Source organism: Paenibacillus macerans (genome assembly GCF_050565405.1).
Classification (GTDB): Bacteria; Bacillota; Bacilli; order Paenibacillales; family Paenibacillaceae; genus Fontibacillus; species Fontibacillus macerans_B.
In genome coordinates, this window is record NZ_JBNYYG010000003.1 from 111,721 (window position 1) to 127,323 (window position 15,603).

17 protein-coding genes and 3 tRNA genes are annotated in these 15,603 nt (G+C 50.1%); 15 read left to right on the forward strand and 5 right to left on the reverse strand.

What is annotated here, in order from left to right:
* Positions 1–215: 215 nt before the first annotated feature.
* From ACQ4N8_RS03920 to ACQ4N8_RS03955, 8 genes are all read left to right on the forward strand, one after another.
* Positions 216–1,073: an ABC transporter ATP-binding protein gene (locus ACQ4N8_RS03920; RefSeq protein ID WP_430703017.1), complete on the forward strand. Its 858-nt coding sequence runs from the start codon at positions 216–218 to the stop codon at positions 1,071–1,073.
* Complete coding sequence (locus ACQ4N8_RS03925) at positions 1,036–2,136, forward strand: efflux RND transporter periplasmic adaptor subunit (protein WP_430703018.1); 1,101 nt, start codon at positions 1,036–1,038, stop codon at positions 2,134–2,136. Before ACQ4N8_RS03920 ends, ACQ4N8_RS03925 begins: the two co-directional genes overlap by 38 nt.
* Positions 2,136–5,045: an ABC transporter permease gene (locus ACQ4N8_RS03930; protein ID WP_430703020.1), complete on the forward strand. Its 2,910-nt coding sequence runs from the start codon at positions 2,136–2,138 to the stop codon at positions 5,043–5,045. The genes ACQ4N8_RS03925 and ACQ4N8_RS03930 overlap by 1 nt, the downstream gene beginning before the upstream one ends.
* A gap of 3 nt (positions 5,046–5,048) precedes the next feature.
* Positions 5,049–5,936, forward strand: a complete 888-nt coding sequence (locus tag ACQ4N8_RS03935) for an ABC transporter ATP-binding protein (RefSeq protein WP_430703021.1) — start codon at positions 5,049–5,051, stop codon at positions 5,934–5,936.
* On the forward strand, positions 5,933–7,447 hold the full coding sequence (locus ACQ4N8_RS03940) for an ABC transporter substrate-binding protein (protein ID WP_430703022.1): 1,515 nt from the start codon (positions 5,933–5,935) through the stop codon (positions 7,445–7,447). Before ACQ4N8_RS03935 ends, ACQ4N8_RS03940 begins: the two co-directional genes overlap by 4 nt.
* Before the next feature lie 142 nt (positions 7,448–7,589).
* Positions 7,590–7,754 (forward strand): hypothetical protein, encoded by a 165-nt coding sequence (locus ACQ4N8_RS03945; RefSeq protein ID WP_170180026.1) that lies wholly within the window; start codon positions 7,590–7,592, stop codon positions 7,752–7,754.
* Between the two features lie 60 nt (positions 7,755–7,814).
* A tRNA-Met gene (locus tag ACQ4N8_RS03950) sits at positions 7,815–7,888 on the forward strand.
* A gap of 12 nt (positions 7,889–7,900) precedes the next feature.
* Positions 7,901–7,974 (forward strand) — tRNA-Ile (locus ACQ4N8_RS03955).
* A 633-nt stretch (positions 7,975–8,607) separates the two neighbouring features.
* Here ACQ4N8_RS03955 and ACQ4N8_RS03960 read toward each other — a convergent pair.
* Together ACQ4N8_RS03960 and ACQ4N8_RS03965 are read right to left on the reverse strand one after the other, a co-directional pair.
* A complete protein-coding gene (locus tag ACQ4N8_RS03960) occupies positions 8,608–8,832 on the reverse strand; it encodes a DUF6199 family natural product biosynthesis protein (RefSeq protein WP_430703023.1) in 225 nt (74 codons plus the stop codon).
* Between the two features lie 275 nt (positions 8,833–9,107).
* A complete protein-coding gene (locus ACQ4N8_RS03965) occupies positions 9,108–9,266 on the reverse strand; it encodes a Spo0E family sporulation regulatory protein-aspartic acid phosphatase (RefSeq protein ID WP_430703025.1) in 159 nt (52 codons plus the stop codon).
* Between the two features lie 296 nt (positions 9,267–9,562).
* Here ACQ4N8_RS03965 and ACQ4N8_RS03970 point away from each other — a divergent pair, with 296 nt between their 5' ends.
* On the forward strand, positions 9,563–10,027 hold the full coding sequence (locus ACQ4N8_RS03970; RefSeq protein ID WP_430703026.1) for a DUF523 domain-containing protein: 465 nt from the start codon (positions 9,563–9,565) through the stop codon (positions 10,025–10,027).
* 114 nt (positions 10,028–10,141) lie between these two features.
* On the opposite strand, the gene ACQ4N8_RS03975 is transcribed toward ACQ4N8_RS03970, so the two are convergent.
* Positions 10,142–10,804 (reverse strand): S-layer homology domain-containing protein, encoded by a 663-nt coding sequence (locus tag ACQ4N8_RS03975; RefSeq protein ID WP_430703027.1) that lies wholly within the window; start codon positions 10,802–10,804, stop codon positions 10,142–10,144.
* A 79-nt stretch (positions 10,805–10,883) separates the two neighbouring features.
* Entirely contained in the window at positions 10,884–11,078 is a 195-nt protein-coding gene (locus ACQ4N8_RS03980; protein WP_430703028.1) for a hypothetical protein, read from the reverse strand.
* Positions 11,079–11,232: 154 nt separating this feature from the next.
* Here ACQ4N8_RS03980 and ACQ4N8_RS03985 point away from each other — a divergent pair.
* The 5 genes from ACQ4N8_RS03985 (at position 11,233) to ACQ4N8_RS04005 (ending at position 14,158) form a co-directional block, all read left to right on the forward strand.
* A tRNA-Leu gene (locus tag ACQ4N8_RS03985) sits at positions 11,233–11,318 on the forward strand.
* A gap of 154 nt (positions 11,319–11,472) precedes the next feature.
* Positions 11,473–12,441 (forward strand): tyrosine-type recombinase/integrase, encoded by a 969-nt coding sequence (locus ACQ4N8_RS03990; RefSeq protein WP_430703029.1) that lies wholly within the window; start codon positions 11,473–11,475, stop codon positions 12,439–12,441.
* 256 nt (positions 12,442–12,697) lie between these two features.
* Entirely contained in the window at positions 12,698–12,907 is a 210-nt protein-coding gene (locus ACQ4N8_RS03995; protein ID WP_430703030.1) for a hypothetical protein, read from the forward strand.
* A gap of 11 nt (positions 12,908–12,918) precedes the next feature.
* Positions 12,919–13,563: a hypothetical protein gene (locus tag ACQ4N8_RS04000; protein ID WP_430703031.1), complete on the forward strand. Its 645-nt coding sequence runs from the start codon at positions 12,919–12,921 to the stop codon at positions 13,561–13,563.
* Between the two features lie 37 nt (positions 13,564–13,600).
* Positions 13,601–14,158: a hypothetical protein gene (locus tag ACQ4N8_RS04005; RefSeq protein ID WP_430703032.1), complete on the forward strand. Its 558-nt coding sequence runs from the start codon at positions 13,601–13,603 to the stop codon at positions 14,156–14,158.
* A gap of 265 nt (positions 14,159–14,423) precedes the next feature.
* Here ACQ4N8_RS04005 and ACQ4N8_RS04010 read toward each other — a convergent pair whose 3' ends face one another.
* A complete protein-coding gene (locus ACQ4N8_RS04010; RefSeq protein WP_430703033.1) occupies positions 14,424–14,819 on the reverse strand; it encodes a helix-turn-helix domain-containing protein in 396 nt (131 codons plus the stop codon).
* 133 nt (positions 14,820–14,952) lie between these two features.
* Between ACQ4N8_RS04010 and ACQ4N8_RS04015 the strand changes: the two genes are divergently transcribed.
* Complete coding sequence (locus ACQ4N8_RS04015) at positions 14,953–15,522, forward strand: hypothetical protein (RefSeq protein ID WP_430703034.1); 570 nt, start codon at positions 14,953–14,955, stop codon at positions 15,520–15,522.
* The last annotated feature ends 81 nt before the right edge of the window (positions 15,523–15,603 follow it).

Below are 15,603 nucleotides of genomic sequence, written 5' to 3' on the forward strand. Positions count from 1 at the left end.
TTCTCCTTGCCGGATTTAGTAGAATTCCCCTTAATTCTAACAGGCTTGTAACCTTCGATCAGCGCTTAAAATATGGAAATAAAAATATCAATTTCGTTAAGCCCATTGTAACTTTTTGGCATAGCATTTCGTTTATAATGCAAGACGTAAATGAATTGCTAGACAAGGCCTAGAGGAAGAAAACACAAATTAAGGAAATGGGAGACCGATACACGATGATGCGATGGCTGCGCAAAAAGGAAAAAGTCGTAGTTAAGTCCGGAGAAGGATCTCCACACCCGGCGGCGGAGCCCGAGGCTTCAGCCGCAGCTTCTTTGGAAGAGGTAGCCGCAGGGGAAGCCGAACCCGAGGCCATTGCAACCCGCGAGGAACCGCACGAAGAGGAGCAGGAGAAGGATACCGGGCCGATTTTGTTGGTAAAAGAAGTTCGCCGATCTTTTCCGGTGGGCGGAGGAGAAATCCAGGTATTGAAAGGGATCGACATGGAGGTGCTTCCCGGCCAACTGGTAATGCTCAAAGGGCGTTCCGGTTCGGGGAAAACGACGCTGCTGAACATGCTCGGCGGATTGGATCAGCCTACGTCCGGCGAGATTCTGTTTCGCGGCCAGCCCCTTCATCAGTTGAACGACGACAAACGGACGCTGCTGAGACGCGATCAGATCGGGTTTATTTTTCAGGCCTATGCGTTGTTACCGTTGTTGTCCGCCTGGGAGAACGTGGAGTTGTCGCTCAGGATGGCAGGGGTTCCGCCCCAGGAATGGAAACGTCGCGTAACGCATTGCCTCGAACTCGTCGGACTGGGGAAACGCATGTTTCACCGCCCGTTCGAGCTGTCCGGGGGCGAGCAGCAAAGGGTGGCCATCGCCAAAGCGATTGCCCACCGTCCGAAGCTGCTGCTGGCGGATGAGCCAACGGCCAATCTCGATTCGCAAATGGGAGCACAAGTCATGGCAGTATTCAAGAACATCATACAAACCGAACGCGTGACGATTTGTATGACGACACACGATCCTACAATCCTGGAGGTAGCGGACCATGTTTACGAAATGGTGGATGGAAAATTTATCGGGTAAGAGCGGGAGGCTTGTCCGGACTCTTGGGGTGTTATCTATATGCTTGACTCTGGTAGCCTCGACCGGCTGCTCGTTGCTCCCGAACGAAGGCGAAGAGGAGGATCTGCCGGTCATTACGCCGCCGACGATTTCGAAGAAGCCGGAATACGAAGTGCGCACGGAAACGATCGAACTCAGCGTCAGCGCGGTGGGCAAAATTATGAGCCAACGTGAGGAGCCTTTGTTTTTTACGGAGGATAACCTCCACGTGAAGAACGTGCTCGTCAAAGCCGGGGACAAGGTAAAGCAGGGCGATGTTCTGGTTCAATTGGACGTCGAGGACCTGGAGAAGGACCTGCGCAAGAAGAAGCTCGAATTCCGCAAGCAGGAGATCGCCATGAAGGAGACGCTGCGGACGAAGGACGAAAAGGACCCGATCGAGTTCGAAGAAGCTTCCATCGTGTTTGAGGAGCAGCGCCAAGAGCTTGTGGATTTGCAAAAAACGATCGCCGACGGCACGCTGAAGGCGCCGTTCTCCGGCACGGTCGTATCCGTCTCGGCCGAGAAGGGAAGCGCCATTAAGGCTTACGATACGGTAGCGGTATTATCCGATACGTCTGCGCTGGTGGTGGCGGCCTCTTTTGCCAAGGAGGATTTGGAGAAGGTAGCCGTGGGCATGAAAGCCAAGGTGGACATCAATGCGGTCGGCGTATTCGACGGGAAAGTGAAGGTCATGCCGGTCGACACCGGATCCGGTGACAATAACGGCAATGGTAACGGCAACGGAACCAATGGGCCGGAGAAGGACTCGATCGAGAAGTACTTAATCGTTCAGCTTGATAAATGGCCGGATGGGGTAGAGCGCGGCAGACCGCTTAGCGTATCCATCATTACCGAACGCAAGGCAAACGCCGTGCTGATTCCGATTTCCGCCTTGCGTACGATCGGCTCGCGGACCTATGTACAGGTCGTTGAAGCGGACGGATCGAAACGCGAAGCCGATGTCGAGGTGGGCCTGCAAACTTCAACCGACGTGGAAATCGTTAAGGGACTCACGCCGGGACAGAAAGTAGTGGGTCGTTAATGGGTGTACCTTTATTACGATTGCTGTTCCGCAAGATGTGGAACACGAAATGGCTGACGCTTAGCACGTTACTGGGTCTCATCGTCGCCGTCTCGTTTACGGTCAGCATTCCGATGTATTCCGACGGTTCGTTGAAACGGGTCGTCGCGACGACGTTGAAAAGCGAAAGCGAAGGGCTTCCGGCAGGCTCCCTGATCATGAGTTACCAGGCACCGGGAGGAACGAAGACGGATCTCGGCGCGCTGGAGGCCGTAAACCAATATATCATTGATGAAGTTCCGAAGGAAATCGGATTTCCGAACGATGCTTACGTGAATTTGCGGGCGATCCGCAGTACGGAAGTGTATCCGGAGGATCCGACCAAGGTGGACGCCAGCCGCACGCGGACGATGTCGATCGTGTCGATGAGCGGGCTGCAGGACCATATTTCGCTCACCGGAGGCCAGCTGTATTCGGAGCAGACCGATGGAGATACGATAGAAGCCCTGATGCTGGAGGAGGCGATGTACCGCCAGGATTTGCACGTTGGCGATGTGATGGAGTATCCGGTGCTCAGCGGCGTGGACGTCACGCTTAAAGTAAAGATCGTGGGCACATTCCAGGCTGCGGACGAAAACGATCCTTATTGGTATCAAGGATTTGAAGGGATGATGAACAGTTTCTACATCCCGGAACAAGTGTTTAACGACAATTTGCTGAAGAACTTATCGATTCCGCTGCATAACTCCAGCTGGTATTACGCTTTTGATCTCAGCGAGATTCAAACGAGCCAGTTGTCGCCGCTATCGGATACGCTGGACCGCTTGAACGTGGATTTATATCAGAAGCTGAAGGATACCAAAGTGGATGTTTCTTTCGGCAGCCTGTTGAACGATTTCCGCAAACAAAGCCTGCAGATGCAGACGATGCTGTTTACCCTGGCGGCACCGATGATAGCCATGGTGTTCTATTATATTGTGATGAATGCCCGCCAGGCATTGGATAAGCAGCAAAGCGACATTGCGGTTCTGCGGAGCCGGGGGGCATCGACGAAACAGATTATCTTCATCTACCTCTTGGAAAGCATGATTCTCGGCGTTGCCGCATTGGTCGTGGGACCCTTGCTGGGTTGGTTCATGTCCAAAAGCATTGGGTCCGCGGACGGCTTCCTTACGTTCGTCAACCGCAAATCGATCCCGGTGGGATTTAATTTCGACGCGCTGGCGTTAGGCGGGGCGGCCGTCATCATCGCGATCCTGGCCACGTTGCTGCCGGCGGTGTCGTATGCCCGCTCCTCGATCGTCAAGGCCAAGCAGAAGCAGGCGCGCTCCGATCGGAAGCCGTTTTGGCAGCGATGGTTTTTGGATATCGTGCTGATGGGAATTGCCGGTTACGGCTACTATTTGTTTAATGAACGGCAGATGCTGACGTTTCAAACCGGCATGACGACGGATGAACTGCAAATCCAACCGTTCCTGTTCTTCGTGCCGGCGCTGGCGATCTTTTCGATCGGGCTGTTCTTTTTGCGGGTATTCCCGTGGCTGCTGAAGCTGATCGGCTGGATCGGCAAGAAATGGCTGCCGGTTCCGTATTATTTGAGCTTAACCCAGCTCTCCCGCTCGTCGTCTTCGTATTATCCGCTGATGATCCTGCTTGTTTTAACGCTGGGGCTTGGCGTTTATAACGCCTCCGCAGCAAGGACGATCGATCTGAACTCGACGGAACGGACGCTTTATAAATACGGTGCGGACGTGATCATGAAGACCGTGTGGGAAGGGACGCCGGAGATTACCCGGCCGTCCCAAGGCGGTTCGGGTCAAGGCCAGGGACAGGGAGGCGGTTCAGGGCAGCCCGGCGGCGGCCAAGGCGGCGGAGGCGGAGGTGTTCCGGGCGGCGGCCCGGGGGGAGGTCAAAATACGCCTCCGTCCAAACTGATCTATTCCGAGCCGCCGTTTGAAATTTTCCGGAAGATCGACGGGGTGGAGCATGCGGCCCGCGTGCTGCAGACCAAAGGCAATATTATCGTTTCCGGCCGTTCGGCGGGCCAAGGCAATATCATGGGGATCGATAACGTGGATTTCGCCAAAGTTGCTTGGTTCCGGAACGATCTTTTTCCGACGCATCCTTATAACTATTTGAATTTCCTCGGCATGAACGAAAGCGCCGCATTGGTGCCGTCTAACATGGCGGAGAAATACAAGCTGAAGCCGGGCGACGTGTTTACGGTAGCGCTTGGCGAACAGACGGTGGAATTTGCCGTGTACGGGATTCTGCCTTATTGGCCCAGCCAATATCCCGACCAGACGCCGTTCATTATCGCGAATCTGGACTATATTTACGATCAGGTCCCGCTTATCCCTTACGAGGTTTGGCTCAAAATGAAGCCGGGGGCCAAGGTCGCTCCGCTCATCACCAAGCTGGCTGCGGAAGGCATCGAGCTTTATGAGGTCGCCGACGTGCGCAGCGAACTGGTGGCGCAAAGCAAGCATCCGACCCGGGGAGGCGTGTTCGGCATATTAAGTCTCGGCTTCCTCGTTTCGGTCATCGTCTCGTTGATCGGGTACGTGCTTTACTGGTTCTTTAATTTATCGGGCCGGGTCGTCCAATTCGGGATTTTGCGGGCGATGGGCTTATCCCGCAAGCAGCTGACGTTCATGCTGTTGGCCGAACAGATTTTGACGGCGGGGCTTTCGATTGTCCTGGGGATCGTCATCGGGAAAATCGCCGGCATGCTTTATCTGCCGTTTCTGCAAACTGCCGATAACGTTACGACGCAGGTGCCGCCGTTCCGCATCGTGTTCGATTCGCAGGATACGTTCCAGCTGTACATCGTCGTATTCGTGATGCTGCTGCTTGGGGCCGGGCTGTTGTTCTGGCAAATCCGGCGCCTGCGCGTTCATCAGGCGGTTAAAATGGGAGAGGAGCGTTAGGGGATGATTCATTGCGAAGGACTGGTCAAAATTTTTAAAACCGAGGACATCGAAGTCGTCGCGCTCCAGGGCTTGAATTTGACCGTCGAGCAGGGGGAAATGATGGCGATCATCGGCAACAGCGGCAGTGGGAAATCCACGCTGCTGAACATTCTCGGCGGGCTCGATCACCCGTCGGCGGGGCAGGTGTCCGTCGGTGGCTGGGATCTGCTGAAGATCCGCGACGATCAACTGGTCGAGTATAAGCGAAGCACCGTCGGGTTCGTTTGGCAAAATAACGCCCGCAATTTGCTGCCCTATTTGACCGCGCTGGAGAACGTGGAGATGCCGATGCTGCTGACCGGCAAGCCAGACAGGGCATACGCCAAGGAGCTGCTGGAGCGGGTTGGCCTGAAGGATCGGATGCACAACAAGTTGCATCAGCTATCCGGCGGGGAGCAGCAGCGGGTGGCGATCGCGATTTCCCTGTCCAACCGCCCGAAGATGCTGTTGGCCGACGAACCTACCGGTTCGGTGGATACGGCTACCTCGGATCAAATTATGAATATATTCCGTCAGGTCAACCGGGAGCTGGGAATTACGATCGTGATCGTCACGCATGATTTGGCGCTTGCCGGGAAGGTGGATCGCGTGGTGGCGATTCGCGACGGCCTGACGAGCACGGAATTCGTGAAGCGAAATCCGAATCTGGACTTGGCTGCGGCGGAGCTTGGAGCCGGCGCGCTTCAGGAAGTCCATGAAGCGTTTGTCGTGGTCGACCGCGTCGGCCGGCTTCAAGTACCCAAGGAATATCTGGAGTCGGTAGGGATCAACGGACGGGCGAGCATGGAATTCGACGGGGACAAAATCATTATCACGGCACCAAAATCATTGGAGGGGGATCATTCATGACAACAAGGTACGGTAAGCTAAAAAAAATGTTAATGGTCACGATGGCAGCGACGCTGACGGTAGGTTTGCTGGCAGGCTGTAACGGCAGCAAAGCGGCGGATACCGAACAGGAGAAGGTCCTGCGCATCGGCGTGCTGTATGGAGGTTATGACGACTCCTATTTTCGTCAGCAGTACACCGATGTTTATGAATACGCGAATCAGAATGTGCGCATCGAGGTCGTGCCTGCCATCGACCAGTCGCAATACCGCTATCAGGATAGCTCGCAGCCTTATGTGCAGCCCGATTATTTGGATAGCATGAAGAAAATCATGACGGGCAGCAATCCGGTGGATATCGTCGTCACCGATACCACGGTGCTTAACCAGCTGATCAAGGAAAATATGGTGAAGCAGCTGGATCCGCTGATTCAAGAGGATAAATTCGATACGTCGGACTACGTCCCGGCGGTCATCGACGGGATCAAGGATCTGGGAGAGGGGAGCTTATTCGCGTTAACGCCGTCTTTCTCTTCCTCGGCCCTTTATTACAATAAACAAATCTTTACGGATGTCGGCGTAGAGCCGCCGACCGATAACATGACCTGGGATGATATTTTCAACCTGGCGCGCCGCGTAGCCAAAGGGGAAGGCAAGGACCGGGTATACGGATTCGCGTTCAGCCGTTATATGGGCAACGATCCTTTCTGGGATATGCAGTCCAACTATGTCAACTCGCTGCAGCTGAAGACGTTTGACGACAAAGCGGAGACGATGACGGTCAATACGCCGCAATGGACCAAGGTTTGGGAAACGATCAGCAAGCTGGCCAAAGACAAAATCATACCGGACAATAACAGTAACATGACGGACGGCACCGACTGGTCCTCGATCAGCAGCGATCTGTTCCTGTCCGGAAAAGTCGCGATGACGATCGGCGAAAATTACTATGTCAACGAAATCGCCGATGCCAATAACAATGCCTCCAAAATCAAAAACTTCAAGCCCGTCGATTGGGATGTCGTGACCGTGCCGGTGCATCCGGAGAAACCGGGCATTGGCGGCAATATTTGGCTCAGCAATACGTTTGCCATCAATAGCGCCGCTCCGAATCCGGAAACGGCTTGGGACTTCATAAAATTCATCAATGGCGAGGATTGGGCCAAACTGAAATCCCGCAGCAATTCGTACGAGATGCTGGCCCGCAAAACGTACATCAAACCGAAAATGGGGCTTGATTACAATATCCAGGCGTTTTATTTGCTGAAGCCAACGCCTCCTAACGATCCGAAACAAGACAAAATGATGGGTGAAAAACCAGGACTTTATAGCGTGACCGATAGCGGCCGGAAGTACTTCCAGGAGGTTCTGGAGAATAAGAAAACCCCGGCCGAAGCTTTGAAGGAATGGGAACAGAAGGGCAATACGATGCTGCAGGAAATTAAAAACAATCCGAAAACCCAGTTCCAGGAGGACGGCACGCCATTCGTTCCTCAGGATGCGGCAGCGGCAGGAACCCTCCGAAAAGGCTGATTCCCTGTAAGAGGAAGGACAGAAATTACCAGTTCAATTAGGAGCCGCCGGAGCCTATCCGGCGGCTTTTTTTGGTCGTTCTTGGGTATTCTATAGGCAGGAACAAATTCACCATTTTTACGAAAGGATGGACTAAAAAGTCATGCGCTGGGTATACTTTAATAAATTGTACAGAACCAAATTCCAAGCTGGCTGCCTGGCTCGCCGATTGGAGCAGGACGGTTGGATTTACGGCTTCGACGATATGCGGGAAATCGAAATTTTCCGTTCCCGCAAGGGCAAATACGGCGTTCGTTTTATTCCATGAAATATTGCTTGACGCTCGAGGTGGAAATCGTGTATATTATTAATTGTCGCTATTTATTGACGCGGGGTGGAGCAGCCCGGTAGCTCGTCGGGCTCATAACCCGAAGGCCGCAGGTTCAAATCCTGCCCCCGCAATCCATGTTGTCCGGGCCCTTAGCTCAGTTGGTTAGAGCGGTCGGCTCATAACCGATTGGTCACAGGTTCGAGTCCTGTAGGGCCCATATGTACAAAACCCCTTGCCTGGCAAGGGGTTTTTGCTATGTTTGGGGTTGGTAGAGTCGTCCCATACACGCTCAAAAATGGCCGGAAATTATGACTTGCTAACGAATTTGCTAACGGAGGCTATTTATCCACAGGCTCGAGCGGTTTTTCGGCATGCTTTTTACGCTCGGCTTCGATCCGATCGACTACTACAAAGAGTACAAGGCCATGGCCGAATGTTTAGGTTCTCTTGGTTGCTAACTGCGGACACCGAAATGCAGCGGAACCGTGAAGTGTCTCGTCACTTGAATAACAGCACCTAGCGGACAAGATTGCCGACTTCGAGCAGGAGGGCATCAAGGTAAGTGTGTCCCAAGCTTATGTATGTTCGAATGGAATAGACCACCAACCATAAACGGGTTTAAACGAATTATGCAGTTTGAAGGGCTGCAATGTCGCGTTAAGGTAAGAAACCCACTGGACAGACTACTTACGTCGCAGAACATCGGTTGAAATGTCAGTTTAACGCCGAAGCGTAGATGTGAAAGACTGGAAACTGATTATTGCGTGCTTGCCGTTTGGTAGAACCCCGGCAATGATTGCAACGATTCTGCGGCGTTTCCCCCTTTGGTTGCGTACTAAGGAATAACACGCTAAAGAAATAGGATAAGCGCTGCCCATACGAGAAGATAACAGCCTACGATGATGGAGCACATCCCCCTGAACCTCATGGAATCGAGATATGCCGCGCTCGGTTCGGAGTCCCCTTTGACTTTCCAGGCAGCATCCATGCGCCACCAAATGTCCGGTTTTTTGCGAACCAGGCCTCCTAGTCCAAGAAAAAGAAGTGCTATACAAATAAGAAGAAATTCCAACATAATGTTCACTCCGGTTTAATTATTGAGAAAACCACTTTATGATCAGACGGGGAAAAGGGCAATAAGGTCCGTGATCAATGAAAGTTGATTGGACCAACTTTCAATACGGGTTCGGCGAAATTTCATAGGGTCACCTCATGTTTTTTTCTCTTCATGAAGTAATACGCAGATTCAATACATATGTTTCCTTTTCCGGGGGGAGAGTGGGCGGGACTGGACAACCCGCCGAAGGAACGCAACCAGAAAAAAGGAGCCACCTGCGTGGCTCCCCTAAATCACTTGACCTGCTGTTGCAAAATGAGTCGATGATATTCATTGAGCAGTTCATCTAGTCGTTGGCTTACCAAGACCAGTTCCCGGTCGGCCAGACGTTTACTACCAGCGAGTCTGTTTAATTCCAACCGGAGCTCTTCAATCTTGAGGATGAGATCCAAGGCGAACAACTCCTAGAATTGAAGTATCTATGTTATACGTCCGCTGTGCACTGGCGACCGTCCTGCGGATCCCACTTTATATCTGTCCGCACCAGCCTAAAGTGGTAGTACTACCTTCTATGTCCGATTTTGTAAATCCTCCCTAAATACTGAGATAATTTGCAAAAATCTGTCGGCCGAGCGAAAAATGTTAAAATTGAATGGATTCCGTGGAATGGGGGATATAAGCCGCATTCTTTTTGTGCTATACTTTCTGAACAAATGAAAACTTTAAACTGGATTCAAGGTGGAGGACTATGATTCTGGTAAGCTCGTGTTTGGCCGGTTTACAGGTGAGATATAACGGTACGGATTGCCTGCATGAGGCACTCGCCCGATTAGTAGCAGAGAAGCGGGCGCTCACCGTTTGCCCAGAGTTGCTGGGAGGCTTCGCTACACCTAGAGAACCAGCCGAGATCCTTGGCGGAGAGGGCAGCGACGTGCTTGAGGGAAACGCCAGGGTGGTTGATCGATCGGGGAGAGACGTCACGGAGATGTATCTCAGAGGGGCCTACGAAACGCTGCGAATAGCCCGGGACGTCGGTGCAGACAAGGTAGTCCTCAAAGAATTTAGTCCTTCCTGCGGCAGCCAAATGATCTATGACGGAACGTTTTCCGGCGAGAAAAGGATCGGCGGCGGCGTGACGGTGGCGCTTTTGCGAAAAGAAGGGATCCAGGTGCTGTCGGAGAAGCAATTCATAAGAGGAATTGACGAAATATAGCGAATAAGGACGGGGGAACAAAAAGGGCCGCAACTGCGGTCCTTTTTGTTTTCAGAAGACAAGTTTGATGCGTAAGCCACGATCATGTTGCCGGACGAACTCTGGTATTGGACGTTACTTGGACGGACCAGGGTGCGCAGCCAGATATTCGACGGCGTTATGGGCCAGCACGGCCGCTTCGGCCCGGGTAATTTGGTCGCCCGGATGGAACTCGTTGCTGTCATCCAGCTTGGCAATGCCAAGCACGAGCGCGCGCTGCACCGTTCCCTGATAGGAAACGGTAAGCTGATCGTCATCCGCGAATTCGACCGGAACGATATTGATCATCGGCAAATCGCCATGTTTTTCCATCGCTAAAATCAGCTGGTGCGTAAACTCCTCGCGCGTCATCGGCTTGTCCGGATTCAGATCGGCGGCCAGGTCGAAACCGCTGTTCTGCGCGATCACAAGCGCTTGGGCGTACCAGGCATCATCCTGAACGTTGGCGAAAAGTTCACTGGCCGCAGAGGCGTCGGTGCCGCTTTTCTGATCCTGTTCAAGGCCAAGCACGTTCACGATTAGTTGAATCCCTTGGCCGGTCGTCAACAGATGATCCGGGAGGAAGCTATCGGCGCTTACGCCGCGAACGATTCCTTTGGCTTGCAGGGCGGAGATGCTGTCTTTGGCAGCCGACTGGCTTACGTCTTTAAAGGAGCCTGCGGCCGCAAAGGTTTCGCCGGCCAGCGACAAACTCAGGAGGGCTGCAGCGGACAACAGGGCTAAATTTCGTTTCAACATGTTGATATCACCTCGTCTGGTTTATTTGACAACCTTCTAGACGGGGAGACTTGGAAAATGTTGCAACGTCCTCAAATAATTATTTCCCGAAAGGGATGATACGGGTTACGTGCGCGATTTCGTCCAACTGAACCCATACGGCGCCTTCCATGGTTCGCAATTGGACCTTGTCCGGCGCGGAACCCCATTTGGGCAGTCCGCTCATCATCTGCCCGCTATGTAATTGCACCACAACCTGGTGGCCGAGCGTAACCGCCATTTTTAACTCATGCATGTGAACTCACCTTTCTGCTTTGTAAGAAGCCTTCCATCTGCTGATCTTAACTTATCATAAATATCTCAACTAAAATTATCGGGTTTGTAATGTAATTAATTTCTGTTGAATTTGCGCGGAATTGTATATATAATCTTAAGAGTGCTTATTTTTTGCCGGGGTGGCGGAATAGGCAGACGCACAGGACTTAAAATCCTGCGGTTGGTGACAACCGTACCGGTTCGAGCCCGGTCCTCGGCATCCCACGTAAAAACGCGGTCACATCAACGTTAAATGAGCGTTGAGATCGCGAAGGTTCTGCGTAGTTGTGAGATTGCGAAATCCTAACGCACAGGACCCGAAGTTATACGCTCATCTCCGTTTATTCAATTCTAGCGGAGGGGGCGTATTTTTTATGGCAAGATTACGTAAGATTGACGATGAGAATTTTAAGCGCGGCAAATGGACGGATGCTTTATCGGAGTTTCTCGAACTCAAACGAGTGGAAGGTCTGAGCGAGCAAACGCGGTCAGATTATAATCGGACAACGCGGCTATTTTTTAAACGGTTTCCGGATGCGTGGGAATCGGACGATAAGTTAAAGGACGCAGCGTACGCGCATCTATCCGAGGACATTATGCCGGCGACGTTTAACAACCGTTTAATTTATCTGCGGACATTTTTCAAATGGTGCGTAGAGACTGGAAAGATTGACGCGAATCCTCTCGCGAATATTAAGAAGAGAAAAGCGGAAAGCCGGATCGTCGCTATTGAAGCGGAGGTATTGCGTGAACTGTTGGACGCGCCCGATCAATCGACATTTGTAGGTCTGCGAGATTACGGTCTTATACTTTTAACCTTAGATTCCGGCATTCGCCCAAAAGAAGCTCTCTCGCTCCTACCATGTGATTTTAACGCGGCTGCACGTGAGATATACGTTCCTGCCAAAGTGGCAAAGACTCGCGTTTCTCGAACACTGCCGATATCCTCGGAGACGGTTCGCGCGATTAAGAAGTTGCTATCGGTCCGACCGTTGGAGTGGGGTGAGAATGTTCCAATCTTCTGCACATGGGAAGGAAAGCAGTTGAACAGGCACACATGGGGAGATAGAATGGAGCTTTATAGCAATATGATCGGCCGGAAGATACGCCCTTACGATCTTAGGCACGTATTCGCGCTGGAGTTCATTCGTAACGGGGCTAATGCCTTCGCCGTCCAAAAGGCGCTTGGACATACGACAATGGAGGTTACGAAGGGATATATAGCTCTAGCCGACAACGATCTAAAAGCGACGCATGAAAAGGCCAGTCCTTTAAATACGTTACTCGCGGAGAAAACAAAGAGAAAGACGAAAGTCGATAATAGTCGAAGGGAACGAAAATAGACGTCATATATCACTCTCTATCCGCTCATTCACCGCGAAATTAGCCGTTCTAATCGCGTCCAAGGGTAAACGGAAGGGCAAGCGCATAAGGTCGCTAATTTAGCGTGAAAATTATGTAAGAGGGGCGTGGGCCTGCGGAGTAATATCCGTTTGGCCTGCGCCCCTTTTCTGCGTCATTTCGAGTAGGCAAAAAGTCGTACATAAATCCGCGTAATATGGTAAAATTTCGGTAGAATGTTCGAAAGGGGCCGTCGAAATGCGTTTACAACGCTCTAAACGTTTTATGCGTCCGCTAACGTCCGATATTCACCTATTCACCGCGCAAATGGATCGGACGCCCGTCGTCGTTTTTATCGCGGACGAGCTCGTTGGCAGCGGAAAGATCGCGGAAATAACGGAGAATAGCGTTAAGATCGGAGACGAGCGGTTTCTTCGCGCGGTGTGTACGTTTAAATACGCAGGTTAGGATGAGTTATTGTGATATTTGAAAAAACTAAAAAAATACTTATAATCTCTTTTCTCGCTTTCTCGACGGTATGCTGTACTTGTATATTAATTTCTATGATTCTTACTCTTGTTCCTCACATTTCAATAAATGACTGGGATTTTCTTGCCTTTGTAGGTTCAATTATTGGTGGGTTAATCACTTGGCTTGGCGTAAAAAAGACTTTAAGTCAACAAACAAAAGAAAGATTCTTAGATCGATATCACAAAGAGATGAAAGAGCTTTACTCCGTCATTTCCGAAACTCGATATATCATTAATGTTCATTTGTATGAGTTTGCTGAAGATCGAGACGGGGAGGTCGATAATAGAGATACCTTACGTATGCATGCTGATTATATTAAGGATTTTATAGATAAAATGAATAGTAAACTCCCCGAGTTAATCAGTTCAGTCGATTGGAAGATTGTTCATACCATAGAGTTGAAACTCAAATTTTTAGCTGGATTCCTAGTTTATCATCGAAGCCTTGAATTTTACTTAAAAAGAGATGGTTATCTGTCGATGAGATCTGTTGTTGATGGATACCTTGACAAAGCCGTTGATATACATTCAGATTTGGATAAGTATAGAGAAGAGTTGATGAAAAAATATTACCGCTTGACCAAGGGGGACTAGTAATCCCACCCTAAGTTCAAGAAAAAAGAGGTTTTGTATGGAGTTTATTATCAAGTATTTCAAATTACTTCGTGAACAGAATGTACAAGGTAATATATCAAGGTTGGTTACTACAGTCCTGGTATACCCAGTTATATTTAATTTTCTATCTCTACAATTTGTTCAAGAGACTTTTATAGGTAGTGTATTATGGATTAAATTATTTATTATTACAGCAACTATTTTATGGTTATTTCTTCAAGCAGGAGAATTTATTTACTATGCTGTTAATGGGTTGCTTAAAAAATCTGTAGAACTTCTTATTTTCCAAATAGCACTTTTACTCTTGGTATTTAACTTTTCATTTGGAGTAGTATACTTCCTGTTTTTTGATCTTATAGGGACAGATACCAATATGATTAATAGTATTTATGCTGCTTTCTCTATAAATTACTCACTTCCTTTAAATAGCGCCTTAGATAATCTGTTCACTTCAAATTATTTATTAATGATTACATCGTCGATTCAAATTATAATATCAAAAGGCTTGGAAATAATTGTTATTGGGGTTCTAGCATCAATTGTCATTGATAATTTCACGAATAGACAGAAATGAAAAACAATACCGATACAAAGCAACGAGCGTCGGAGACACATGCTCGCGGGTGTTAAAAGTAGTTATTAAACAATATATTTCTCGAACACCGGGCTCCGCAACATCCTCGCGCGAGTCCTTTTTATTTTCCTCGATTTCCCCACCTCGATCCCTTTACCCTTCGTTTATACTACGCGCTAGTGAAAGCCGCTAATTCGCCGCAAATTTTGCGGGAAACGCGCGGTAAATAAAAGACCGCTAACCTCAACGGTCGGCGGCGGAAAAATTACACGTTAAATTTTACGACGGTCATTTCGTCATCTTCCGGAATGTACTCGATCAAATCCCCAGGTGTAACTCGAAGACCTCGACATAATCCCTCAAGCGTGTCATAGTCAATTCTTTTCGTAGCATTCGCGGCCAACGATGTTATTGTATTGCGGCTTATACCGGTTAATTCAACGACCTCTTTATTTGAAAGTCCCATCTCTTTCATGATATCCCCAAGACGACAACGAACAGACATAGTAATCCTCCATTTTTCTTGCACAACATGTTGACATGCTGAATAACACGGTGTACTATAGAACCATGCACAACATGTTGACATTTTGATATGTCGACAAGTTAGATTATACATTGCCATTCCAGAAAAATCCACTGTTTTCTGCTTATTTGTCATGCGAATTTTTAGGACAAGGGGTGGTCACTATATTTCGCGGAGGAAAACGCATTAAGGAGCAGCTATACGTCCGCACGAAAGGCGGTAACTGGATCGCATTGAAACTACTTGCTCAAATCGAGGGGGATTCGATATGAACGTAATCGACACACACGCGCAAGAAGGTTATTTGCGATATAGGGAGGCGCAGGACAACGCCAGTTTTACGGACTTATACAACACATTGGCCGACGTGAAATCGCGGCACCGGTCGAAGATCATTTCGACGAGGGCGGGCGACATTTATGACTCGGACTCATCATTCGACGATATCCTATTCATGCTCGCGAAGAGAGACGACGTTGTTGACATTCGACGACTGCTTTACATACATCTCCGTTACGCACGAATCCGTCTGTACCATAAGACGGCACGGTGGCGTGATCATACGTATTACCCGGAGGAATACGAGGAGTTCGGCGCAACGTTTGATCGAGTCGAGTCGGACCGTGTGGGTCTTATTCGCGAACTTCTTGATCGGAGCGGTGACAAGACGGCGGCACTCATCGTGAGTATGACGCTTCAAACCGACGGTAGGGAGTCGATCAGCTCGGTGGCCGGTCGGGCCGGGCTCCACCACAACACCGTTTTACGACCACTCCGGCGGCTCCGGAAGTTCTATAACGCGGAAAAGGACGGGGAGCTTGCGGAATATCTCGCGTGATATAACGTCCGTTCGGTAGCGCCAACTACCGGCAGACAAACATACGTAAAGGGACGCGACGGGCGGGCGTCTCTTTCGTTA

Coding starts and splice junctions, on each gene's coding strand:
- ACQ4N8_RS03945 (WP_170180026.1), top strand. CDS start 7,590: ATGCGCTGGGTATACTTTAATAAATTGTACAGAACCAAATTCCAAGCT.
- ACQ4N8_RS03980 (WP_430703028.1), bottom strand. CDS start 11,078: ATGCATGAGTTAAAAATGGCGGTTACGCTCGGCCACCAGGTTGTGGTG.
- ACQ4N8_RS03930 (WP_430703020.1), top strand. CDS start 2,136: ATGGGTGTACCTTTATTACGATTGCTGTTCCGCAAGATGTGGAACACG.
- ACQ4N8_RS03960 (WP_430703023.1), bottom strand. CDS start 8,832: ATGTTGGAATTTCTTCTTATTTGTATAGCACTTCTTTTTCTTGGACTA.
- ACQ4N8_RS03995 (WP_430703030.1), top strand. CDS start 12,698: ATGCGTTTACAACGCTCTAAACGTTTTATGCGTCCGCTAACGTCCGAT.
- ACQ4N8_RS04015 (WP_430703034.1), top strand. CDS start 14,953: ATGAACGTAATCGACACACACGCGCAAGAAGGTTATTTGCGATATAGG.
- ACQ4N8_RS03990 (WP_430703029.1), top strand. CDS start 11,473: ATGGCAAGATTACGTAAGATTGACGATGAGAATTTTAAGCGCGGCAAA.
- ACQ4N8_RS04010 (WP_430703033.1), bottom strand. CDS start 14,819: ATGACAAATAAGCAGAAAACAGTGGATTTTTCTGGAATGGCAATGTAT.
- ACQ4N8_RS03975 (WP_430703027.1), bottom strand. CDS start 10,804: ATGTTGAAACGAAATTTAGCCCTGTTGTCCGCTGCAGCCCTCCTGAGT.
- ACQ4N8_RS03935 (WP_430703021.1), top strand. CDS start 5,049: ATGATTCATTGCGAAGGACTGGTCAAAATTTTTAAAACCGAGGACATC.
- ACQ4N8_RS03940 (WP_430703022.1), top strand. CDS start 5,933: ATGACAACAAGGTACGGTAAGCTAAAAAAAATGTTAATGGTCACGATG.
- ACQ4N8_RS03970 (WP_430703026.1), top strand. CDS start 9,563: ATGATTCTGGTAAGCTCGTGTTTGGCCGGTTTACAGGTGAGATATAAC.
- ACQ4N8_RS03925 (WP_430703018.1), top strand. CDS start 1,036: ATGTTTACGAAATGGTGGATGGAAAATTTATCGGGTAAGAGCGGGAGG.
- ACQ4N8_RS04005 (WP_430703032.1), top strand. CDS start 13,601: ATGGAGTTTATTATCAAGTATTTCAAATTACTTCGTGAACAGAATGTA.
- ACQ4N8_RS03920 (WP_430703017.1), top strand. CDS start 216: ATGATGCGATGGCTGCGCAAAAAGGAAAAAGTCGTAGTTAAGTCCGGA.